Consider the following 22,341-nt stretch of genomic DNA (forward strand, 5'->3'; position numbering starts at 1 on the left):
GGTGGTTCCTACTTCAGCGTGTAGCCGGCCTCAGCCACGGCGGCCGCTACCTGTTCATCGGTGAAATCGGTGCCAGTAACCGTGACGGCGCCGGTGGTATGGTCCGCAGTGACCTCGCTAACGCCAGAAACTTCGCCGACCTCTTCCTTTACCGACATTTCGCAATGTCCGCAGGTCATGCCCTCTACGGTGTAGTTCTTGGTGCTCATGATGATCCTTTCTTAGAGTTGGTTTCTGGGCCCATTCTATACCCCCTAGGGGTATATGACAAGGATTTTTCATGTACGTTGGGGAATAAAGCAATCCGCAAAGGAGTTAGAACAACCATGGCTACTATCGACGTCACCGAAGAAAACTTTGAAGAAACCGTTACCGGCGAGGGCATTACGCTCGTAGACGCCTGGGCCGATTGGTGCGGCCCCTGCAAGCGCTTTGCGCCGGTTTTTGAAAAGGCCTCCGAAGAGCACACGGATGCTACCTTTGCCAAGCTCGATACCGAGGCTAACCAGGGCCTCGCATCCGCGCTGGAGATTCAGTCCATTCCTACGCTGATGATCTTCCGCGATGGCATCCTGGTCTTCCGCGAGGCTGGCGCGCTGCCACCTGCAGCATTGGAAGACCTGCTGAAGCAGGTCAAGGAACTCGATATGGCGGAGGTTCGCCGCCAGGTAGAAGAGCAGAACGCGCAGGGTTAATCCCCGCTAGCTTCCTGGGCGCTTTCTGGTGAGTATCGCTAAACTCGCTAGAAAGCGTCTTTTTATGTCCAAAGGAGAAGATAATGGCTAACCCCTTCAGCAAGGGCTGGAAGTACATGATGAGTTCCTTCGATCAGAAGATTGATGAGAACGCTGATCCGAAGGTGCAGATCCAGCAGGCCGTCCAGGCCGCCAAGGAGCAGCACCAGCAGATTTCTGATCACGCTGCAGAAATCATCGGCCATAAGTCCCAGCTGGAGATGCAGATGAATCGGCTGGTTAAGTCCCAGCAGGACTACCAGTCTCAAACCCAGCGTGCATTGGAGCTGGCGGATTCTGCGGAGGACCCGCAAAAGGCCTCCGAGTATAACCAGGCTGCGGAAGTGGTTGCCTCCCAGCTGGTAGCGGTGGAGCAGGAGCTGGAAGACGTTAAGCAGCAGTACGCCGCCGCAGAACAGGCTGCCGCGCAGGCCAAGAGCCAGCAACAGCAGTCTGAGGCGCGCTTGAAGGAACAGCTGGCCCAGGTTAGCCAGCTGGAGGCCCAGGCGGACCAGGCGGCTATGCAAGAAAAGAACGCCCAGGCTATTGATTCCATGAATCAGCTCAACCCGGACGATTCCGTTCCTACTCTTGATTCTGTGCGCGCCAAGATTGAAAAGCGCTACGCCGATGCCCTTGGCGCGCAAGAATTGCAGCACGCCACCGGCGGCGATCGCATTAATGAGATCCAAGCCGCCGGCAATGACATGAAGGCGACTGCGCGCCTTGATGCCATCCGGGCGGATCTTAAAAAGAAGAAAGAGCTCGAATCCGGCGATTAATTCTGCCGACGAACGTTAATCAGAACCCCACGAATCCCTGAGTGGAATCCATCGCGCAGGTTCACGCGCTGGGTTTCGGTCAGGGTGTATTCGTGCAGGGTTTCGCAGGCAAACTGCAACAGCGGGCGGTCGATCTCCGGGGGAAGCCCGCCGCCGGAAAGTAGATGTGCCTGATCGCGCTGCTCGGTGCTAGCAGCGTTATCGAACCACCACGAGGCGTATTGCTGGCCCACGTCGAATGGGGATTGGAACCCAGCTGAGCTCCATACTTCTTCCGGTAGCGGCACATACTTAGAGCGCAACTTGCGGCGTGGCGCCATCATGGATGGCTTGGGCGCCGGCTTCTCCGCGGGAGAGTCCTCCTCGGCGGGGGAATCCTCTGCAGCATCCACCTTGGGCGGAGCCGGCTTGGGCGTCGGGGCCGGGGTGGGTTTTTCTGTGGCGCCGAAGGCTGCCTCCACCTCTGAGGGCTCGCCGCATTCATCCGGTTCGGGCATTTCCTCGCCCTCTTTATGCGCATTTTCGCGCACCACTGGAGGAAGCGGGCCTTCTAGGACCTGCAATTCCATAGCGTCTGCGAAGTCCTCGCGAGGGTCCAAGATGGTGGTGGAATCGCAGGCATGGCGCAGTGCGGAGGACATGGAGTCCCAGCCGAATCCATAGAGGTGTACGCGGATGCCGTTATCTACGGCTGCTTGTGCGCCGGGAATCATGTCGGCATCGCCGCTGACGAGGACAAAGTCGGTGAATTGTCCCTTCATGGCGGCGATGACCATGTCCGCTACGAGGCGGGTATCTACGGCCTTTTGGGTGCGGCGCTCGCCCCATTCGATGAGCTGACCGGTGCGCAGCTGGACCCCTTCGCAGGTACGCAGTGCGCGCTGGTAGCGGTGCGGGCCGGTATCGGGAATGCCGTCATACCAGTATTGGCGCTGGATGGGGGTCCCAAGTTGGTTCTCAATCATCCCGCCCATGGTGCTGACCACCTCGGGCAGATCGATTTCTAGCTGTGCGCGGGCACCCGTTTCCCACGAGTTATAAAAGCTTGCGAGCAAGTAAGAGGTATCGACAAAGACGAGTGTGCGTTCAAGCATGGCTCCTAAGTTCCGTTCTAATTGTTCTAAATAAAATTCTTTGTGGTTTCCAGTGTGCCCCATTAGTCACAAAACGTCGATAACCTTGGGCAAAATCCCAGCGCAGTGGCAGCAAAAAAGTTTTCTCTTTGGAAGTATTGCAGGGGTGGGGTGTTGCCGTTATGGTTGGTTACACAAGTAACTAACCAACGAACCGAGGGTCAATGGATAATTCCACGCAACCACTCTTCCGCCAGATTGCTTCCTTGGTGGAGGACGCCATCGTGGACGGAACCTTGGGTGAGGGGGATAGGGCCCCTTCCACTAATGAGCTTGCTGATTTTCACAACATCAACCCGGCCACGGCCCGCAAGGGCATCAGCCTCCTAGTGGATATCGGGGTGCTGGATAAGCGCCGTGGCATCGGCATGTTTGTGGCGGAAGGGGCCCTGGCTACTATCCGTGAGCGACGGAGAGCGGACTTTGCGGCGGAATATATGGCACCGCTTGTCGACGAAGCCGTTCGCCTGGGTTACAACCGCGCCCAACTCCACGACCTATTTGATCGCGTTGCAGAAAGCCGAGGAATGTACTCATGATTACAACACGAGATTTCACCTTTGCCGATGGCCTCACACATGGCTTAGTTGGCCCCAATGGCATTGGCAAAACCACGCTCCTGCGCAAGATTGCCGGACAAATCCAAGCTGGCGGTATTACGGTTTTCGGCGAGGAACCCTTTGACAAGCAATCGGTCCTTAACCGAGTCATTTTGATGGGGATTGATAACCCGCTGCCGGATTCCTGGGGCATCGGAAAGCTGGGCGTTATTGGTAAGGCGCGCTGGCCGCATTGGGATGAGGAGCGGTTCAATGAGCTGCTGGTTCGCTTTGACGTGCCGGCCAAGGCCTACTCTGCCCTTTCCCGCGGGCAAAAGTCTGCGGTGGGCTTCATCTTCGCCGTTGCTTCTGGCTGTGAAGTCATGCTTCTTGATGAGCCCTATCTCGGCCTCGACACACAGCGCCGCGAGCTTTTCTATCAGGTCCTTCGTGAGGAACACGGCCGTACCATCGTCATCTCCACCCATCACCTCAATGAGGTAGCGGGTCTCCTCGACACCGTCGCTCTGATGGGGGACAGCCCGATTTCAGGCCCCATTGATGACTTCATCGAGGGAATTCTTGAGCTCACGGGCCCATCGGAGGCTCTCAACGCAGCGGTCGAAGAGCTCGACCTCCGCGTACTCAGTAGGGAAACCACAGGCTTGGGGGACCGCGTGCTTATCGACGCCCGCTCTACCGCCACCGACCCCATCTTCCGCACGGCCCAGGCCTACGGTCTGCGCGTCACTGAGGTCTCCTTGGAGCGCGCAGTTCTGGCATTGGAGGAGAAAGCATGAAACTCCTGTGGTACCTAGGCGATTGGTGGAGCTGGACCTTTTTCCTTTTCGCTTTGCTCGTCATGCCCGTCATGGCGCAGGGAACGTGGAACGCGCTCCCCGTGATCTTTTCCTTGTCGCTAATACTTTCCCTGACACCAGACTTTAAGAAGTATCAGTTGGTGGGGCTTGGCTCGAAAATCTGGAATGAACATCGCCGCTGTCTCGTTGCCCTGTGCGCACTAGCGGCAGCTATCGGTGCCCTCACCGTGCAGTTGTGGTGGGCATTGCCCATTTATGCCGTCGCAGCGGCGTGGGCCATGTACCGCAGGGCTACTCCTAAACGGGTCGGGTACACCACGACCGGTTCCCAACCCTCAAACGGATTTGGATGGTTCCCTCGCACCTTGGCCGGGCAAACCATTTACCGCCGGCAGGTCAAGGCATGGAGTGCTGCGTGTCTGGCGCTAGCAATCGGGTTTGTGCTTAGCCGGTATAAGGAGGATATCCCGTTGCTTGGTTTCCTTGGCATCTTCATCTGGACACTTTCAATTGCGATGCTCGCCGCAGCTTTCCACAGCTTGCGAGTATCTCTGCGCGAATACACGGTACTTGGTGGAAGTCGTGCCGTTTGGTCCCGGCATACTGCCGTGCTCGGCCTGGTACCTGTCCTAGTCGCGACCACCTCTAGCGCAGTGCTGGCAAACGACGGTGAACTTGTAGCGGACATCGTGCTGCTTAGTGTCACCTGCGCCCCAGTAGTGGCCAGTCTGGAATTTCTGGGAAAGAAGAATTGGCACCTATTCGCCTTCTATGCGGTCCTCATCGCCGGGACGGCCCTTCTGTGCACTCAGGTGGCGGTTCCCGCGGTTGTCCAGCTTTTCTTGGCGGTGGCCTTCTATGCGGCCTGGGCATTGACGTTCCCCGCCTACATTCGCCGAGCGAACGCGCACCGAGGGGGAATGAGCGCTTGGATGGGCATAAACTAAACCGCTTAAAAGAAGGGTTGGCCTGGGGATTTGTGTTTGTTTAAGTCGCTGTGTAACTTAATACGAGTCAGCGCGACCGACAGCGCCCCACAGGAACAGAAAAGTTCCTGGCTGAAGCGGCGATAGGAAAACAGGCCCTGACAAAACAAAATTTTTTTGCTCACAACGAGCTACATGCCAAAGTGTGTGTGGTTGTTGTGTGGTGATGATGTTTGAGAACTCAATAGTGTGCCAATGTACTTTTTATTTTTTGTGTGCATGGTTGTGTGTTGATTGGTTTGTCTGCCAGCGGACTTAGTGGTTTGTTGGTTGGTGTGTGCCGGTTGGGTATGTGGAACACGTACCTTTTTTGAATGCTGTTTGGTGTTTCGGCTGCATTGAGATGGATTGGTTGGCATGTGATTGTGTTCAACTTTTTTGGTTTCCTTATTTTTGACCCCGTCGGGTTGAGGGAACTGTATTTTTTCTTTGTAGTAATTTTTTGGACGCCAGCACAGGCTTTTGTGGTTTGTGGTGGTTTGTTCTTTTGTTGGGTTTCGGGCTTTTCACGGCCTGTTTCGGATGTTGTTCTGAAATTTTTTTGTGGAGAGTTTGATCCTGGCTCAGGACGAACGCTGGCGGCGTGCTTAACACATGCAAGTCGAACGGAAAGGCCCTGCTTGCAGGGTACTCGAGTGGCGAACGGGTGAGTAACACGTGGGTGATCTGCCCTGCACTTCGGGATAAGCCTGGGAAACTGGGTCTAATACCGGATAGGAGCCATTTTTAGTGTGATGGTTGGAAAGTTTTTTCGGTGTAGGATGAGCTCGCGGCCTATCAGCTTGTTGGTGGGGTAATGGCCTACCAAGGCGGCGACGGGTAGCCGGCCTGAGAGGGTGGACGGCCACATTGGGACTGAGATACGGCCCAGACTCCTACGGGAGGCAGCAGTGGGGAATATTGCACAATGGGCGCAAGCCTGATGCAGCGACGCCGCGTGGGGGATGACGGCCTTCGGGTTGTAAACTCCTTTCGCTAGGGACGAAGCTTTTTGTGACGGTACCTAGATAAGAAGCACCGGCTAACTACGTGCCAGCAGCCGCGGTAATACGTAGGGTGCGAGCGTTGTCCGGAATTACTGGGCGTAAAGGGCTCGTAGGTGGTTTGTCGCGTCGTCTGTGAAATTCCGGGGCTTAACTCCGGGCGTGCAGGCGATACGGGCATAACTTGAGTACTGTAGGGGTAACTGGAATTCCTGGTGTAGCGGTGAAATGCGCAGATATCAGGAGGAACACCGATGGCGAAGGCAGGTTACTGGGCAGTTACTGACGCTGAGGAGCGAAAGCATGGGTAGCGAACAGGATTAGATACCCTGGTAGTCCATGCCGTAAACGGTGGGCGCTAGGTGTGAGGGTCTTTTCACGACTTTCGTGCCGTAGCTAACGCATTAAGCGCCCCGCCTGGGGAGTACGGCCGCAAGGCTAAAACTCAAAGGAATTGACGGGGGCCCGCACAAGCGGCGGAGCATGTGGATTAATTCGATGCAACGCGAAGAACCTTACCTGGGCTTGACATACACCGGATCGGGCTAGAGATAGTCTTTCCCTTTGTGGCTGGTGTACAGGTGGTGCATGGTTGTCGTCAGCTCGTGTCGTGAGATGTTGGGTTAAGTCCCGCAACGAGCGCAACCCTTGTCTTATGTTGCCAGCATTTGGTTGGGGACTCATGAGAGACTGCCGGGGTCAACTCGGAGGAAGGTGGGGATGACGTCAAATCATCATGCCCCTTATGTCCAGGGCTTCACACATGCTACAATGGTCGGTACAACGCGCAGCGACACTGTGAGGTGGAGCGAATCGCTGAAAGCCGGCCTTAGTTCGGATTGGGGTCTGCAACTCGACCCCATGAAGTCGGAGTCGCTAGTAATCGCAGATCAGCAATGCTGCGGTGAATACGTTCCCGGGCCTTGTACACACCGCCCGTCACGTCATGAAAGTTGGTAACACCCGAAGCCGGTGGCCCAAACTTGTTAGGGAGCCGTCGAAGGTGGGATCGGCGATTGGGACGAAGTCGTAACAAGGTACCCGTACCGGAAGGTGCGGGTGGATCACCTCCTTTCTAAGGAGCTTTTATTTTTCGGGTGCAGTTGCACCCTTGGTTGGTTGAGTATGCGAGTGTCATACTGCCGGCCTTTTTGAATTGAAAATTGTCCGGGTGAAACACACGCTCAAGAGACGAACTAAGTGTTTGAATGGCGCTTTGTGACACACGTTGTCCATGCACAGTTGAACAAGAAATAATGTTGTTTGTATGTTGGTGCATTGTTGGGTGTCTGGGGCATTATCCCCCTTTTTTGTGCCTGACCATGAGTCTTGTTGACACGGTTGGTGTTGGCAAGGTGTGGTTGGGGTGTTGTGTGAGAACTGTATAGTGGACGCGAGCATTAAACACACTAGATAGGCTGCTTTTGTGGTTTGTTTGTGTGTGTTTGTGTGATTTCTTTTTTCTTTAATCAATTTTTTGTCAAGTTCACTTGTGTGGCCACCCGCATGTTTGTGTGTGGTGGTTTGTGTGTTCGTTATTAAGGGCGCATGGTGGATGCCTTGGCATGCTGAGCCGATGAAGGACGTGAAAGGCTGCGTTAAGCCTCGGGGAGTTGTCAATTAAGCGTTGATCCGAGGATGTCCGAATGGGGAAACCTGGCCCTGGTTATGTGGGGTTACCCTTCAGTGAATTCATAGCTGTTGTGGGGGTTTACGCGGGGAAGTGAAACATCTCAGTACCCGTAGGAGGAGAAAATAATAATGATTCTGCTAGTAGTGGCGAACGAACGTGGATGAGGCTAAACCGTGTGCATGTGATACCTGGTAGGGGTTGTGTGTGCGGTGTTGTGGGCCCCAATGTGGACTAGCTACTGATGGTCCGCTCGTGTGTTGTTGTTAGGTGAAGTGGTTTGGAATGGCCTGCCGGAGAAGGTGAGAGTCCTGTAGTTGAAGACAATGGCATGTGGGTTGTTGGGTTGCCCGAGTAGCAGCGGGCTCGTGGAATCTGCTGTGAATCTGCCGGGACCACCCGGTAAGCCTAAATACTCAGTGTGACCGATAGTGTATGAGTACCGTGAGGGAATGGTGAAAAGTACCCCGGGAGGGGAGTGAAATAGTTCCTGAAACCATGTGCTTACAATCCGTCAGAGCACCGTTTGTGTGTGATGGCGTGCCTTTTGAAGAATGAGCCTGCGAGTCAGCGGCATGTCGCGAGGTTAACCCGTGTGGGGTAGCCGTAGGGAAACCGAATCCTAATGGGGTGTATAGTGGCATGTCCTGGACCCGAAGCGGGGTGATCTACCCATGGCCAGTGTGAAGCAGCTGTAAGAGGTTGTGGAGGCGCGAACCCACGTAGGTTGAAAACTGCGGGGATGAGCTGTGGGTAGGGGTGAAAGGCCAATCAAACTCCGTGATAGCTGGTTCTCCCCGAAATGCATTTAGGTGCAGCGTCGTATTATAGCTTGGTGGAGGTAGAGCGACTGGTTGGTTGAGCGGGACTACAATCTTAGCAATGTCAGCCAAACTCCGAATGCCACTAATTGTGTTGTACGGCAGTGAGACTGTGGGGGATAAGCTTCATAGTCGAGAGGGAAACAGCCCAGATCGCCGGTTAAGGCCCCTAAGGGTGTACTAAGTGGAAAAGGATGTGGGATCGCGAAGACAGCCAGGAGGTTGGCTTAGAAGCAGCCATCCTTGAAAGAGTGCGTAATAGCTCACTGGTCGAGTGGTTCTGCGCCGACAATGTAGTGGGGCTCAAGTACACCGCCGAAGCCGCGGCAAACAATTTTTGTTTGGGTAGGGGAGCGTCGTGCATGGGTTGAAGCGTTACCGTAAGGAGGCGTGGACTGTGTGCGAGTGAGAATGCAGGCATGAGTAACGAATTGATAGGTGAGAATCCTATCCGCCGGATGACTAAGGGTTCCTGGGTCAAGTTCGTCTTCCCAGGGTGAGTCGGGACCTAAGGCGAGGCCGACAGGCGTAGTCGATGGATAACCAGTTGATATTCTGGTACCCGTACATGCGCGCCCATGATAAAGCACTGATACTAACCACCGCGGATGCACTACTAAGACTCTTTGAGTGTTGGTGGTGTTGATGTCGTGGGGCCTGATGTGTGGTTCAAGTGATGGGGTGACGCAGTGAGGTAGCCACGCCACTTATTGGATTGGTGGTGTAAGCGTGTAGATCGTGTGGTAGGTAAATCCGCCGCACATTGTGGTTGAGACGTGATGCGTAGACCCATTGGGGTTGATGGTGGTGATCCTGTACTGTCGAGAAAAGCCTCTAGCGATGTGTGTGTATGGCCCGTACCCTAAACCGACACAGGTAGTCAGGTTGAAAATACTAAGGCGTTCGGGTGAACTGTGGTTAAGGAATTCGGCAAAATGCCCCCGTAACTTCGGGAGAAGGGGGGCCTTACGACGTGAAGGTCTTTACGGCTGGAAGCGTTGTGGGGTCGCAGAGAATAGAGGGAAGCGACTGTTTATCAAAAACACAGGTCCATGCGAAGACGTTAAGTTGATGTATATGGACTGACGCCTGCCCGGTGCTGGAAGGTTAAGAGGACCGGTTAGTAGTCTTTGACTGCGAAGCTGAGAATTTAAGCCCCAGTAAACGGCGGTGGTAACTATAACCATCCTAAGGTAGCGAAATTCCTTGTCGGGTAAGTTCCGACCTGCACGAATGGCGTAACGACTTCTCTGCTGTCTCAACCACAGGCCCGGTGAAATTGCACTACGAGTAAAGATGCTCGTTACGCGCGGCAGGACGAAAAGACCCCGGGACCTTCACTATAGCTTGGTATTGGTGTTTGGTTCGGTTTGTGTAGGATAGGTGGGAGACTTGGAAGCTATCACGCTAGTGGTGGTGGAGTCGTTGTTGAAATACCACTCTGATCGGATTGAGCATCTAACCTTGGCCCATGATCTGGGTTGGGGACAGTGCCTGGTGGGTAGTTTAACTGGGGCGGTTGCCTCCCAAAATGTAACGGAGGCGCCCAAAGGTTCCCTCAGCCTGGTTGGCAATCAGGTGGTGAGTGTAAGTGCACAAGGGAGCTTGACTGTGAGACAGACATGTCGAGCAGGGACGAAAGTCGGGACTAGTGATCCGGCACCTACTTGTGGATGTGGTGTCGCTCAACGGATAAAAGGTACCCCGGGGATAACAGGCTGATCTTCCCCAAGAGTCCATATCGACGGGATGGTTTGGCACCTCGATGTCGGCTCGTCGCATCCTGGGGCTGGAGTAGGTCCCAAGGGTTGGGCTGTTCGCCCATTAAAGCGGCACGCGAGCTGGGTTCAGAACGTCGTGAGACAGTTCGGTCTCTATCCGCCGCGCGCGTTGAAACTTGAAGAAAGCTGTCCCTAGTACGAGAGGACCGGGACGGACGTACCTCTAGTGTGCCAGTTATCCCGCCAGGGGTATCGCTGGTTGGCTACGTACGGAAGGGATAACCGCTGAAAGCATCTAAGCGGGAAGCCTGTTTTAAGATGAGGTTTCGTTAAGGTCCCCTAAAGACGATAGGGTAGATAGGCCAGACCTGGAAGCACTGTAAGGTGTGAAGGCTACTGGTACTAATTGACCACAACAAACACCAACACACTCGGTGTAACTCAACAAAAAGTAAGAAGAAGAAACAGTCACTGTCGTGACCGCGTCCACTATGCAGTATCTGACACAACACCCGAAAGCACACCTAAGGGTTGGAATGCTTCGTATGTTTGTCGGTGGTCAATAGCTGCAGGGAAACGCCCGGTCCCATTCCGAACCCGGAAGCTAAGCCTGCACACGCTGATGGTACTGCAACCGGGAGGTTGTGGGAGAGTAAGTCACCGCCGACACCAAACAACAAAAACAACTCAATAACCCAAGAAAGGGAAGAGGACGGAACACCCACCGTCCTCTTCCCTTCTTTCACGTTTTACGGGAGCAAGCATCACATGACGGAACACGTAGCGAGCTGCACACCGCCACCATTCGTCGTAGCTGAAGTTTATCGGCATTAGGCGCCCCAGGAGAACACTTCAGGACGAGCGATTGAGAGTCTTTCCGCACCCCACTGTGTTTGTTGCTGGGGATCTACGGACTAGGAATGGCTCGGTGATTTTCCCTTATCTACTCGTAAAGGGCGCCGGCTTTGGCTATACTTTTTCGCCACGTGACAGTTTCATGGACTACACAATGTGTCGGCTATGCCTGATCGATTAGGCGGTGCGTGTAGAGAGGAAGGGCGGACTCGAACTCCCGGTACTTCCCGCTGAGGGGGTCAGTAAATTCGATGTGGGCTGCGGTGAGATGCATTGGGATCCGCATATCCTCCGCGTCCTCGGGATAAATCTCTGGATAGACAGGATCACCCAGGATGGGTATTCCAGCTTGCCACATGTGGAGGCGCAATTGATGGGTCTTGCCCGTGGTGGGTGTAAGCGTGTATTTGCCTAATTGGGGCAGTTCACCGTGGATTTTTTCATATGGGGCCTTATCTATTAGTTCTACTGCGGCCAGAGTGGTAAATGCGTTGGGGCTTCCATCGCCTACGCGGCCTTGGATTTCGCCGGGGGTCTTGGTGAGGTGGGAGGCCCACTGGAGGGGCGTCGGCAAGCAGCGGTATTCGGCGATCGCCTGATAGGTCTTCTGTACCTTCTTTTCTGCAAATAAGGTTTGGTAGGCTCCCCGAACATCGCGATGTTTGGTGAATAACAAGATTCCAGACGTAAGTCTGTCGAGGCGGTGCGCCGGGGCAAGCTCGTTGTTACCTGTCATTCGTCGCAGCTGGACTGTAGCGGTCTGTACGATGTGGCGTGCACGTGGCATGGTTGCCATAAACGGTGGCTTATCGGCGACGAGTATATGTTCATCCTCGAAGAGAATGGGGACGTCGTAAGGCACCGGTGTTTCGGGTGCCGGAATGCGGTAGAAAAAGACGTCCTCGTCGTTGCCTAATATTGAGTCCGGCCGAAGCTTGGTCTGATTGCGTAGGACAACCTCGCCAGAGTCGAAGCGCGCCTGGAGCGCCGAGGCGTCGTCGTCGGGGTGTCGATGGCGTTGTGCCGAAATTACTGCACTAAGAAAATCCCAGGCCGTTATGCCTGCCTCGGGAGTGCGCACGCGGGTTGGATTCAGACCGTCTTTAATCGGCAAAGGCGTGAAACCTTTTCGGCGATGTATTAATGTTTTGTCCATGGATTTTAACTCTCTCATTGAACCGGTTGTTGCCTTTTTCTCTGAAGGTATTGGTGCCGTAATTCGCACCGTCCTGGAGTTTGTGTACACCGTTATGTTCCCGTCGAATTCCGAGGCTGCAACCGTCAACCCTCAAGCCTAATCCGTACTACAATTAAGGTATAACCACCGAAAGGACACATCATGGCTAAGGAAGACATTGTAGTCGTTGCCGTTGACGGTTCGGATGCATCGAAGAATGCAGTACGTTGGGCCGCAAATACGGCTATGAAGCGCGAGATTCCACTGCGGATCGCATCTAGCTACACCATGCCACAGTTCCTGTACGCAGAGGGCATGGTTCCGCCAAAGGAGCTTTTCGACGACTTGCAGGCCGAGACCCTCGAGAAGATCGAGGAAGCTCGCGCCATCGCTCATGAGGTAGCCCCAGAGCTGAAGATTGGTCACACTGTGGCCGAGGGCTCCCCGATCGACATGCTTCTAGAAATGTCGCATGATGTCACCATGATTGTCATGGGCTCCCGCGGCATGGGTGGCCTGTCCGGCATGGTGATGGGTTCCGTTTCTGCTTCGGTTGTATCCCACGCCTCTTGCCCAGTGGTCGTCGTTCGCGAAGATAATCATGTTACGGATTCCACCAAGTACGGCCCTGTCGTCGTTGGTGTGGATGGTTCCGAGGTATCGCAGAAGGCCACGGCTTACGCCTTCCGCGAGGCACAGGCCCGCGGTGCTGCTTTGATTGCCGTGCATACTTGGATGGATATGCAGGTGCAGGCTTCCTTGGCGGGTCTGTCGGCCGCCCAGTCCGAGTGGGCTGATATTGAAAAGGAGCAGAGCGAGCTTCTGACCGAGAATCTGAAGGAGCCGCGCGAGGAGTACCCAGAGGTTGAGGTAAAGAAGCTCATTACCCGTGACCGTCCGGTGAGTGCTTTGACCGAGGCTGCAGAAGGCGCGCAGCTATTGGTTGTTGGTTCGCACGGCCGCGGCGGCTTTAAAGGCATGCTCTTGGGCTCGACCTCTCGCGCACTGTTGCAGTCCGCACCGTGCCCGATGATGGTTGTCCGTCCGGATGAGGAAAGCTAGAGACTGCTATTCATAGAGCGCTTCGCCCACAAGGGCGGAGCGCTCTTGTTGTGCGGAGCTTCCTTAGGTAGTGTGCGCTCGTGTACGCTAAGGTATACCCGCTAATTTAGGAGGAATTTATGAACTTGGGTCTGGGGCTTATCAGCTCGATTGTCATTGGTATCATTGCCGGCTGGCTGGCAGAGAAGATTATGAAGCGCGACCACGGCCTGCTGACCAACCTTATTGTTGGTGTGCTGGGTGGCATCATCGGTGGCATGATTATCCACTTCCTGAACATTGAGGAAGGTGGATGGATCTTCTCCTTGATTGCCGCTACGGGTGGCGCTTGTATCCTGTTGTGGATCGTGGGGCTCATCAAGAAGTAGCCCAAATTTAATTCGCGTACAAACCGGTTTGTCTATAAAGTATAGATGAACCGGCTTTGTCGTTTTAGAGAGGAACCCATGGCAGAGAAGAAGTCGCGCCGTAATCGGCCCAGCCCGCGCAGCCGGCTGCTGGAATCAGCGACCAAGCTATTTACTACCGAAGGCATTCGTGTCATCGGAATCGACCGCATCCTGCGCGAGGCGGATGTGGCTAAAGCTTCTTTGTACTCTTTATTTGGTTCCAAAGACGCGCTCGTTATCGCTTATGTAGAAGCTTTGGACGAGAAGTTCCGCCAAGATTGGGAACAGCGTACCGCGGAGATGACGGATCCGGATCAGAAGATCCTGGCCTTTTTTGATAAGGCGATCGAGGAAGAACCCAAACAGGAATTCCGCGGGTCTCATTTCTTGAATGCGGCCGGAGAGTATCCGCGCCCCGAAACCGAGGCGGAACACGGTATCGTGGCTGCCTGCGTTGAACACCGCAAATGGGTGCATTCCACCCTGACGGCCTTGCTGACAGAGCGCAATGGTTACCCATCGTCCTCGCAGGCGAGCCAGCTGTTGATTTTCTTGGACGGCGGCCGTGCGGGTGCTCGCCTCACCAAGGAGATTGGGCCGCTGCAGACGGCCCGCGACCTGGCTACTCAGATGCTTTCTGCTCCCCCTGCTGATTATTCGATTTAAGGTACTTTCGGGCCTCCATACGTAGCTGGCTAACCCGCTTCTTCTCCTCCTTGGAGAGGGCGGGTTCTTTTTCGCGCTTGCGCCAGCGGCGAATGCTTTCGCGGCGCATAGCGTGGACATCCTCAGTAAGCGGGTAGTCGCGGTGCAAAATGATCTCAAAGATAGCGGTTTGGATCAGCATGAAGAGATAGGCGCAGCCCCAGTAAAGAATGATGGCCACCGGGATAGGTCCGGTTTGGGCCAGGTGCCATAGGAAGAAGGGGATCACCAGGAGCAAGAAGCCCATGAGAATGAAGACGCGGCGGTTGACCTTCTGATCAAATTGAGTGGTGCGGAAACTGCGCACCAAGGAGATGACGGAATTAGCCATGGTAAAGGCAATAGCGGCAATGAGGATGGGATTGATGAGGTCGCCGTGTTCGCGGGCGAAATCCGTCAGCGGAGCGCCGTAGAAGGTGGTTTCGCGGAAGGCCGAGACATCGGAGGCATTCAGCATGCCCACGGTGGTGGAGCCGCGCTCAATATTCGACATGCGCAGGAGCACTTGATAGAGGCCGATGAAGGCCGGAATCATGACGAGCGGGGGAACACAACCAGCTGCGGGGTTGTAGTTATAACTCTTCATGAGGTTCTTTTCCTCTTGCATGAGCTCCGCCATCTCCTCGGTGGTGGTGGCGTTATTCATCTGCTTTTTGATGCGGTTATTCTCCGGGCGGATGAGTGCGCCGATGCGGGCGGAGCGTACGGAAATCCAGTTCAGGGGAACAATGACGCCGCGCACGGTGATAACCAGCAGAATGATGGAAATCAGCCAGGCGGTAGATTCACCGACGAAGCTGCTGATGAGCCAGTGCCAGAATTTCATGATTCCAGAAACCGGGTACATGAAGACTTCGTACATGCTCAACCTTTCATGGGCAGTATGGTTTAAGGCATGACTAAAGTTCTTGGGGAACTCATGCTAACCATTGGCGTGGTTCTTTTACTCTTTGCATTCTATGAAGCCTATTGGACAAATGTAGAATCCGGTCAGCTGCAGGAGGAAGCGAGCGCCCACCTCGACGAGCAATGGCGCAATCCGCGGCAGAAGCTGGAGCCGGAGTTGGGTGAGGCTTTCGCGCAGCTCTACATACCCACGTTCGGTTCCGACTACCGCTTCGCCATTATTGAGGGCACCAATGAAGATGACCTGCTGCGCGGCCCAGGCCGCTACGTAGATTCCCAGATGCCGGGGGAGATGGGCAATTTTGCGGTTGCGGGCCACCGCGTGGGCAAGGGCGCTCCCTTTAATGACTTGGGCAAGCTAGAGACCTGCGATGACATCGTGGTGGAAACGCAGAAGGAGCGAATTACCTATCGTGTATTGCCCATCGATGGCGAGCAGGCGGACTGTTTCAATGGAATTCCGCCGGAGTATTCGCACGTAGCTGGCCGGCATATTACGACGCCTGGCGACGTCTCGGTGACCAACCCCGTGCCAGAGTCGGACGCCGAACCGAGCCGCGAGATCTTGACCTTGACCACGTGTCACCCGCAGTTTTCCAACGCGGAGCGCATGATTGTGCACGCTATGGAAGTAGAAAAAGAGGAGAAATAATGTATCGCGCTTTGTGGAATCTCTTGCCGGGGCCGACGCCGGTGAAGGCCATCTTGGCCATTGCTATTGCGGTGGGAGTCTTCTTCCTCCTAATGGAGGTTGTATTCCCGTGGCTGTCGCCGATGATGCCGTATAACGACGTCGCGGTTTAAAGGCCCAAGTTGGCGATCGCTTCGTGGGCGATTTGCTCTGACTTCACGGTTTGTTGCTGGTTGCTCCACACCAGCACCGCGTGCGTGTCCTTTTGCACCGCGTACACGGCGTGCTCATTGACTACGCCCCGGCCACCTTCCCAGCCGTCGAAGGAGGCGGGTTCGGTGGCGTCGATAGGCGCGGCCCAATCCACTGCGGCGCGGGCGTCCTCGACCGTGGGCATATCGCGCACGATGACGGTGGCCTGTGGCTCGTCCTGGTAGGACCAAAAGACGCAGGCAGGGGTGGGAAAGCGCGTGTCGATGCCCTGCTTGGTCAGGCGCTGGCCGTTGGTTTCTTCGAGCCAGCCGGGGCCGATGTAGGGGCAATCGCTCCAGTCATTGACTTCCGCGGTTTGGGCGACGTTAACCTCTGGTGCCTCCGAAGCCTCCGGAGTCACCGTGGTGGTGGGTGCAGGGGTGGGCGCGGATGAATCGCAGCCGGCGATCCCAAAGGTGGCTAGGGCGAGTAGGGGAAGTAGGCTTTTGCGCATGAGCTCCACAATAGACCGGGATACCGACGCGCTGCGCACCGGCATCCATATCCTGACCGCTGGCCTGCTGGTGGTGGGCATTTTTACCTCCGCGCGGATGCCGCTTTCGCAAGCGATCATCAACCTGTTGCTTTTGGTGGGCTTTGCGGCCGTGTATTTCGCTGGCTCGGTATACGGGGAATATTGGGCAAGGCCGGTGCGCTACCTGTGGCTGTGCATCCTCTCGGTGCTGTGGGTGGCGGATCTGTTCGTGGCCCCAGCGGCAATCTATTTGGTTTTCGCGATGTTCTTTTTGTACCTCACGGTGCTGGACATGGCGGCGGGCATCGCGTGCGTCATCGTTGCCTCGATCATCACCGTGGTGGTGCAGATTCCGCAGGGTCTGACCTTCGGCGGTGTCATGGGGCCGGCGGTCTCAGCGCTGGTGACGATAGCGATCACCTACGCCTTCCGGACGCTGTCGCGGATGAATAAAGAGTTGATTGAAACTCGCTCGCAGCTGGCAGCCACGGAGCGCGATGCCGGCATGGTGGCCGAGCGTCAGCGCATTGCGCACGAGATTCATGACACCCTTGCCCAGGGACTATCTTCCATTCAAATGCTCCTGCATTCGGCGGACCGTGATCTGGATAAGCAGGACGCGGACAAGGCGCGAGAGCGCATCGAGCTGGCCCGCAGGACGGCCGCGGATAATTTGCACGAGGCGCGGGCAATGATTGCCGCTTTGCAGCCGCCGACGCTCAATGAGGCATCTCTCGAGGCCGCGTTGACCCGTATGGCGGAAAATTTCGGCGCTACCGGAGATATTCACGTCGAGGTGGAATCCGAAGGAGAGGTACAGCAGCTGCCCATGAAGGTAGAGGCGGCGCTGCTGCGGATTGCGCAGGGCGCTGTGGGGAACGTCGTCAAGCATGCAGAGGCAAGCCGTGCCCGGATCACGGTGACCTATGAGGGTGACGAGGTGCGCCTGGATGTGGTGGATAACGGCAAGGGCTTTGATCCGGCCGCGGTGGAAAGCACCCCGGCTGGGCTCGGGCATATTGGGCTGGCCGCAATTAGGCGCCGCGCCCAGGAGCTAGGTGGGGAGGTCATTATTGAATCCGCGCCGGGGGAGGGCACTGCCGTGTCAGTTAGTATGCCCTTAGGCAACCGGGTAGATTAAACTTTTGGTTGACAATGACATCGATAGGAGGAATGTCGTGATTCGGGTCCTATTGGCAGATGACCACGAAATCGTCCGCCTGGGTCTGCGCTCCGTGCTTGAGGGCGCAGAGGATATCGACGTCGTAGGGGAGGTCGCTACGGCCGAAGCTGCGGTGTCGGCAGCGCAGGCGGGCGGCATCGATGTCATTTTGATGGACCTGCGCTTCGGCGCGGGTGTGGAAGGGACCCGTGTTATGGGCGGAGCGGAGGCAACCGCGCAGATTCGCTCCGCGATGGCCACCCCGCCCAAGGTCCTCGTGGTGACCAACTATGACACTGATGCGGATATCCTCGGCGCTATCGAAGCCGGTGCCGTGGGCTATTTGCTCAAGGATGCACCACCGCACGAGCTGCTGTCCGCAGTGCGCTCGACTGCGGAGGGTGATTCGGCGCTATCTCCCATCGTGGCCGACAGGCTGATGACCCGCGTGCGCACGCCGCGCACCTCGCTCACGCCGCGTGAGCTCGAGGTCTTGCAGCTGGTAGCAGCGGGGGCGTCGAACCGGCAGATTGGCCAAGACCTCATGCTGTCTGAGGCCACGGTGAAGTCCCACCTTGTGCACATTTATGACAAATTGGGCGTGCGCTCGCGCACCTCCGCTGTGGCGGCAGCACGCGAGCAGGGCGTGCTTTAATTAGCGGCGTTATACGCCTCGATAACGTCCTGCGGGATCTTTCCGCGGTGCGCCACTGGCAGGCCTTGGGTGCGGGCCCATTCGCGGATTTGGCTGGGGTTGGCCCGCTGGGCATCGAGGGCGGGGGCAATGCGGGCGGCGTCCACGTAGGGGGCGAGCAGATTATGGAAATGCCGCGCGTTATCCGTGGAGAGATCGATAAGGTAATTTTGACCGTTTACGCTGAAGCGGACGACTTCTAGCTGGTCTTCAGGGATTAGGGAGTGGTCCAAGTCGTCGTAAAAATGGGTTACTTCACGGCGGGACATATTTCCTCCAATTTTAAAAATTGCACACCAAGCACAGAGAGCATAAACGGTGTTAAAGGGGTAGGGCGGTTAGAAGATTATCAGCAACTTTTTCTGGCCGAAAATACTTTTCCCGAAAAATCCCGGATCTTTATAGAAAATAAATAAACGCCACCACCAAATAGGGGGCGGTGGCGGCGTGTAGCTCTTTTACTGGGCCAGGCGCTGCTGGATTTCCGCAGTAATGGAGTCAATTTCCGAGCTAATGGTCTTGTGAGCGCGGCGGCGCTGCTGCTCGGTCATGAACTCGGCATTATCGATGGCGGAGTCTACTTCTTGTAGGCGGTCACGCACATCGCGCTTGAAGCCGGCTGGAACGTCCGTGTTATCGAGGGAGTTGCGGATGCCGGCGGTGCGGGCCTTGAGCGGCGCACCGTAGCCGGAGAAGGAAGCCATCTGATCCGAGCTCACGCCCGCCTTAGCGGCCTTGCGCTTTTCGCCTTCGGTCTTCAGGCCCACGTAGCCGCGGTAGAGGAGCGGCAGCAGCAGGGGCGCGGCGGTGCGCAGCGCACCGGCATAGCGCTTGACGTTATCGGAGTTAAAGCGGCCGGCCTTGAGCTTGGCTAGCTCATTCTTGGCCATCTTCTCCTCGTGCTTGCGGCGCTTCTTGAGGCCCTTTTCCTCCGACTTAATGAGGTGCTTTTCCTGCTTGGCCAGGAGCTTTTGCTGGCGGCGGCGGTCCTTAGACTGGGCCTTTACCTCTGCCTTGGCGCGGGTCTTGGCGGCCTTTGCCTGTGCGCGTGCTTCTTGGCGGGCCTTTTTAACTTTCTTCAGAATGCTCATTAAATTTCCCTCACGTTTGATCGAGTCTGGATTCAACTTTACCTTGCCGTTCTATTAAGCTCACCCGGTGTGGAGGATGTGGTTGTTGCTTCGGACCTTGTGGGGTGCCGCTACCGCTTAGTACAGCGGCGCGCGCACCCCGAGATGCCGCGTACCCATGCCTCGATTGCCCGGGCGGAGCGCCACGCGGCTGCAGTGGAGGCCGTCATGGAGATGTTTCCCCGCAAGGGCTCTGGCAGGTTTCGCCGCATCGATCTGGAAGGCGATGAGTGGGAGCGCTCCATGCGCACCCTTGAGGCCTTAGCTTCTGGGTATACGCACATCACCAACGCGGTCTTCGCCACCGAGGAGTGGATGGTGCGCGTAGATTTGCTGCTGCGCGAGGGTGATAAGTACACCCCAATTATCGTGTCCAATCACCGTGTGGCCCGCAAGAACGACACTAAGACGACGCCGGCGGTGCCCACCCACCGCTTGGGCCTGAGTGAGCCGCTCGAGGCGCCGTATAAGCTGCGCCATCATGCGGTAGATGGTTACCGCTTAGCGTTTGCCGCCCGTGCTTTGCAGGATCTCGGACTCGATTCCGGCCGGGGCGGGGCCATCGGCCAGGACCGCACGCGGGCATTTTTTACGGAAACAGCCAAGTTTGATCTGGAACGCGCCTGGAATCAGCCGCTTCCTACCGCCCCGGTGCGGGTCAAGGAGTGTGCGAGCTGCCGCTTTTGGTCTTTGTGCGAGCAAGAGCTGGTGGCGGCGGATGATATTTCGCTTTTCCTATCCGGCGACCGCGCTAAGCCTTACCGCGAGCGCGGGATTACTACCGTGCAGGCGCTTATCGACGCCGATCTGGGCGAGCCCTCCCGCCTTGCTGCTGCTTGGCGCGCCGGGGAAGTGTTGCTGCGCCGCGGCGACGTGCGCGTTCCGCGCGCGGACGTCGAGGTAGACGTGGATATGGAAGCCTACCTGGACCAAGGCGCGTACCTATGGGGAGCCTGGCACGACGGCAACTACGTCCCGTTCGTTACGTGGGAGCCGTTGGGCGGGCGTGCCGAGGCGGAAAACTTTGCGGCTTTCTGGCGCTGGTTGATGGATGTGCGTGCTAAGGCCCATGCGGAGGGCAAAACCTTTGCTGCATATTGCTACTCGGCCCACGGCGAGAACCACTGGATGCGGATGTCCGCGCAGCGCTTCCGCGAGGTGGATGAGCAGGAAGTAGAAGAGTTTATCTCTTCACCGGAGTGGGTGGATATGTTCGTCCACGTCAAACGATCCTTCGCCGGCCCCTTTGGCCTAGGTTTGAAGGTAGTCGCCCCGGAAGCGGGGTTTACGTGGCCAGAAGAAGACTTCGACGGCGAGGAATCCGTGAACGCGCGCCGCGAGGCGCTAGCCGGTGACCTCGTGGCGCGGCAGCGCTTGCTGGACTATAACTCCGGCGACGTCCAGGCCACCCGCGCGGTCCGCGAGTGGATGGATGCCGGCGCGCCGGGTACTACAGCGCTGTAAATAGGGTGTAGATTACCGCGAGAATCGCTATGCCCGCGTAGACCTGGTTCCATTCTGGCCCCGGCTTTGGATCTGGGCCCTCGGCCTTCTTCATCAGGACCTGCTTTTGGGCCTTGACCGCCCGGGCGATGAGTACGGGGTAGGCCGCCAGGGGCAGGATGCACAAGAGGGAGGCGACCACCTTAAGTAGGGAAATATCGGTGCCGATCCAGATGAGCAGCCCACCGTTGACGAGGGTGGCGCGCAGGAGGCCGAGTTTGTCCAGTTGCTGCAAGCCCGCCCGGACGGCAGCGGGGCCGCCACCCATGGTGCTGGGCAAGAGGTAGCTCATCACGCCGATGAGCAGTTGACCGGCAAACCCCACCAGCAAGGCGAGGGTGGGCAGCGCCGGCTCGGGTATAAAGAAATGCTGCACCGTGTAGTACACCAAAGACAGCACCAGCCATAACGAGGCCATGAGCACGGAGACCGAGGCAAAGGTGATGCGATCGCGCGGGTCCTTAGCCACCGTCAGTACATTGGCGAGCCACTGCTGCAAGCTCAGCGCCCAACCGCAGCAGTAGGCGATAAGGCCCAACTCAGGGAAGCCGAGAAAAGCGCCCACGATGGTGGCAACCACACCGACTGCGAGCAGCGCAAAGGAGGATTGCATGTGGCGATTAATACCTTGGGTGCGCCAGATGGAGGGGAAAAGGATGGTGAGAGAACCGGCCGCGGCCAAGCCGATGAATCCGCCGATATTGGCGGCGATATGGGCGAGCAGCAGCGTGGGACGGCCGGGGTAGACGGCCAGCAGCCCGCCAAAGATGGCACCCACCGGCAGGCACAGAGCGGAAAGAACATAAGCGCCCACCACGGGGCGGAAGCGCTTATCTTTGGCACCGCGCCATTGCCGGAAGAGCGATGCCGCATGCCAGAGCATCATCAATCCAATGAGCGTGGCGCCCACCTGGGTGACGATCCAGTGTTGGGACCAGAACTCCATGAGGATTTGGCCGATTAACGCGAGGATGATTCCGGCATTGAGGCCATAGATGCGGGCCAATTGGGTAGGTCGAGTGGATTCGGGGAGGCGCTGTTGGGTGAATTTCTCCGTGAGGTGCTGGGACCACACGATGATGCTATTGCTCACCAGTCCGAGGGTGAATAGGTGGATGAGCACCCACCGGTAGTTCGGAACCAAGGTATGCGTTGCACCCACGAGGATGAAGACCATCATCCACAGGGATACGGGACGGGAGGCCTTGCGGTGCCATGTCCGCGCCGACCACTTATTCTCAGGCATAAAA

The 22,341-nt window shown here is 56.6% G+C and carries 22 protein-coding genes and 3 rRNA genes; 17 read left to right on the top strand and 8 right to left on the bottom strand.

Annotation, left to right across the window (positions count from 1 at the left end):
• Positions 1–8: 8 nt before the first annotated feature.
• Positions 9–209: a heavy-metal-associated domain-containing protein gene (locus tag ACKFRY_RS03110; RefSeq protein ID WP_288795211.1), complete on the bottom strand. Its 201-nt coding sequence runs from the start codon at positions 207–209 to the stop codon at positions 9–11.
• A gap of 117 nt (positions 210–326) precedes the next feature.
• Between ACKFRY_RS03110 and trxA the strand changes: the two genes are divergently transcribed.
• Together trxA and ACKFRY_RS03120 are read left to right on the top strand one after the other, a co-directional pair.
• Positions 327–695, top strand: coding sequence for a thioredoxin (gene trxA / locus ACKFRY_RS03115; RefSeq protein WP_005325956.1), 369 nt, complete (start codon positions 327–329; stop codon positions 693–695).
• Positions 696–778: 83 nt separating this feature from the next.
• The gene (locus ACKFRY_RS03120) at positions 779–1,516 is read left to right on the top strand and encodes a PspA/IM30 family protein (protein ID WP_005325958.1); all 738 of its coding nucleotides are present in this window, start codon (positions 779–781) and stop codon (positions 1,514–1,516) included.
• On the opposite strand, the gene ACKFRY_RS03125 is transcribed toward ACKFRY_RS03120, so the two are convergent.
• Positions 1,513–2,610 carry an NYN domain-containing protein gene (locus ACKFRY_RS03125; protein WP_049359225.1) on the bottom strand — a complete coding sequence of 366 codons (1,098 nt, stop codon included), beginning with the start codon at positions 2,608–2,610 and terminating at the stop codon, positions 1,513–1,515. The two genes, ACKFRY_RS03120 and ACKFRY_RS03125, sit on opposite strands and share 4 nt — an antisense overlap.
• Positions 2,611–2,813: 203 nt before the next feature.
• Between ACKFRY_RS03125 and ACKFRY_RS03130 the strand changes: the two genes are divergently transcribed.
• The 6 genes from ACKFRY_RS03130 (at position 2,814) to rrf (ending at position 10,819) form a co-directional block, all read left to right on the top strand.
• Positions 2,814–3,188: a GntR family transcriptional regulator gene (locus ACKFRY_RS03130; protein ID WP_005325961.1), complete on the top strand. Its 375-nt coding sequence runs from the start codon at positions 2,814–2,816 to the stop codon at positions 3,186–3,188.
• Positions 3,185–3,988, top strand: coding sequence for an AAA family ATPase (locus ACKFRY_RS03135; protein WP_408921740.1), 804 nt, complete (start codon positions 3,185–3,187; stop codon positions 3,986–3,988). The genes ACKFRY_RS03130 and ACKFRY_RS03135 overlap by 4 nt, the downstream gene beginning before the upstream one ends.
• Entirely contained in the window at positions 3,985–4,956 is a 972-nt protein-coding gene (locus ACKFRY_RS03140) for a beta-carotene 15,15'-monooxygenase (RefSeq protein WP_408923167.1), read from the top strand. The genes ACKFRY_RS03135 and ACKFRY_RS03140 overlap by 4 nt, the downstream gene beginning before the upstream one ends.
• 579 nt (positions 4,957–5,535) lie before the next feature.
• Positions 5,536–7,053 (top strand): 16S ribosomal RNA (locus tag ACKFRY_RS03145).
• Positions 7,054–7,506: 453 nt separating this feature from the next.
• A 23S ribosomal RNA gene (locus ACKFRY_RS03150) occupies positions 7,507–10,575 on the top strand.
• Positions 10,576–10,701: 126 nt separating this feature from the next.
• A 5S ribosomal RNA gene (gene rrf, locus ACKFRY_RS03155) occupies positions 10,702–10,819 on the top strand.
• Together the 16S, 23S and 5S rRNA genes form the textbook arrangement of a ribosomal RNA operon.
• A 349-nt stretch (positions 10,820–11,168) precedes the next feature.
• On the opposite strand, the gene ACKFRY_RS03160 is transcribed toward rrf, so the two are convergent.
• Complete coding sequence (locus ACKFRY_RS03160; protein WP_408923168.1) at positions 11,169–12,179, bottom strand: pseudouridine synthase; 1,011 nt, start codon at positions 12,177–12,179, stop codon at positions 11,169–11,171.
• On the opposite strand from ACKFRY_RS03160, the gene ACKFRY_RS03165 reads away from it, so the two are divergent.
• From ACKFRY_RS03165 to ACKFRY_RS03180, 4 genes are all read left to right on the top strand, one after another.
• Positions 12,160–12,303: a hypothetical protein gene (locus tag ACKFRY_RS03165; RefSeq protein WP_005325337.1), complete on the top strand. Its 144-nt coding sequence runs from the start codon at positions 12,160–12,162 to the stop codon at positions 12,301–12,303. The two genes, ACKFRY_RS03160 and ACKFRY_RS03165, sit on opposite strands and share 20 nt — an antisense overlap.
• 41 nt (positions 12,304–12,344) lie before the next feature.
• The gene (locus tag ACKFRY_RS03170) at positions 12,345–13,244 is read left to right on the top strand and encodes a universal stress protein (RefSeq protein ID WP_005325338.1); all 900 of its coding nucleotides are present in this window, start codon (positions 12,345–12,347) and stop codon (positions 13,242–13,244) included.
• Positions 13,245–13,363: 119 nt separating this feature from the next.
• On the top strand, positions 13,364–13,612 hold the full coding sequence (locus tag ACKFRY_RS03175) for a GlsB/YeaQ/YmgE family stress response membrane protein (RefSeq protein ID WP_005327014.1): 249 nt from the start codon (positions 13,364–13,366) through the stop codon (positions 13,610–13,612).
• A gap of 78 nt (positions 13,613–13,690) precedes the next feature.
• Complete coding sequence (locus ACKFRY_RS03180) at positions 13,691–14,299, top strand: TetR/AcrR family transcriptional regulator (RefSeq protein ID WP_408923169.1); 609 nt, start codon at positions 13,691–13,693, stop codon at positions 14,297–14,299.
• Here the strand turns inward: ACKFRY_RS03180 and yidC are convergent.
• Positions 14,256–15,200, bottom strand: coding sequence for a membrane protein insertase YidC (gene yidC, locus ACKFRY_RS03185; protein ID WP_408923170.1), 945 nt, complete (start codon positions 15,198–15,200; stop codon positions 14,256–14,258). The two genes, ACKFRY_RS03180 and yidC, sit on opposite strands and share 44 nt — an antisense overlap.
• Positions 15,201–15,233: 33 nt before the next feature.
• Here yidC and ACKFRY_RS03190 point away from each other — a divergent pair, with 33 nt between their 5' ends.
• Both ACKFRY_RS03190 and ACKFRY_RS03195 read left to right on the top strand, forming a co-directional pair.
• Complete coding sequence (locus tag ACKFRY_RS03190; RefSeq protein ID WP_239278640.1) at positions 15,234–15,896, top strand: class E sortase; 663 nt, start codon at positions 15,234–15,236, stop codon at positions 15,894–15,896.
• The gene (locus ACKFRY_RS03195) at positions 15,896–16,048 is read left to right on the top strand and encodes a hypothetical protein (protein ID WP_005325347.1); all 153 of its coding nucleotides are present in this window, start codon (positions 15,896–15,898) and stop codon (positions 16,046–16,048) included. Before ACKFRY_RS03190 ends, ACKFRY_RS03195 begins: the two co-directional genes overlap by 1 nt.
• Here the strand turns inward: ACKFRY_RS03195 and ACKFRY_RS03200 are convergent.
• The gene (locus ACKFRY_RS03200; RefSeq protein WP_040425365.1) at positions 16,045–16,581 is read right to left on the bottom strand and encodes a DUF2020 domain-containing protein; all 537 of its coding nucleotides are present in this window, start codon (positions 16,579–16,581) and stop codon (positions 16,045–16,047) included. The genes ACKFRY_RS03195 and ACKFRY_RS03200 overlap by 4 nt on opposite strands.
• On the opposite strand from ACKFRY_RS03200, the gene ACKFRY_RS03205 reads away from it, so the two are divergent.
• Both ACKFRY_RS03205 and ACKFRY_RS03210 read left to right on the top strand, forming a co-directional pair.
• Positions 16,580–17,743, top strand: a complete 1,164-nt coding sequence (locus ACKFRY_RS03205) for a sensor histidine kinase (RefSeq protein ID WP_239282353.1) — start codon at positions 16,580–16,582, stop codon at positions 17,741–17,743. The genes ACKFRY_RS03200 and ACKFRY_RS03205 overlap by 2 nt on opposite strands.
• A 37-nt stretch (positions 17,744–17,780) precedes the next feature.
• Entirely contained in the window at positions 17,781–18,419 is a 639-nt protein-coding gene (locus ACKFRY_RS03210; protein ID WP_040425341.1) for a response regulator transcription factor, read from the top strand.
• Here the strand turns inward: ACKFRY_RS03210 and ACKFRY_RS03215 are convergent.
• Both ACKFRY_RS03215 and ACKFRY_RS03220 read right to left on the bottom strand, forming a co-directional pair.
• Positions 18,416–18,727, bottom strand: a complete 312-nt coding sequence (locus tag ACKFRY_RS03215) for an Lsr2 family protein (RefSeq protein ID WP_408923171.1) — start codon at positions 18,725–18,727, stop codon at positions 18,416–18,418. The two genes, ACKFRY_RS03210 and ACKFRY_RS03215, sit on opposite strands and share 4 nt — an antisense overlap.
• Before the next feature lie 189 nt (positions 18,728–18,916).
• Positions 18,917–19,549, bottom strand: coding sequence for a DUF6474 family protein (locus tag ACKFRY_RS03220; protein ID WP_005325356.1), 633 nt, complete (start codon positions 19,547–19,549; stop codon positions 18,917–18,919).
• A gap of 69 nt (positions 19,550–19,618) precedes the next feature.
• Here ACKFRY_RS03220 and ACKFRY_RS03225 point away from each other — a divergent pair, with 69 nt between their 5' ends.
• Positions 19,619–21,052, top strand: coding sequence for a TM0106 family RecB-like putative nuclease (locus tag ACKFRY_RS03225; protein ID WP_408923172.1), 1,434 nt, complete (start codon positions 19,619–19,621; stop codon positions 21,050–21,052).
• On the opposite strand, the gene ACKFRY_RS03230 is transcribed toward ACKFRY_RS03225, so the two are convergent.
• Positions 21,039–22,337: a copper oxidase gene (locus ACKFRY_RS03230; protein ID WP_408923173.1), complete on the bottom strand. Its 1,299-nt coding sequence runs from the start codon at positions 22,335–22,337 to the stop codon at positions 21,039–21,041. The genes ACKFRY_RS03225 and ACKFRY_RS03230 overlap by 14 nt on opposite strands.
• Between the last annotated feature and the right edge of the window lie 4 nt (positions 22,338–22,341).

It is taken from the genome of Corynebacterium tuberculostearicum (assembly GCF_046097255.1).
GTDB classification, from domain to species: Bacteria; Actinomycetota; Actinomycetes; order Mycobacteriales; family Mycobacteriaceae; genus Corynebacterium; species Corynebacterium tuberculostearicum_J.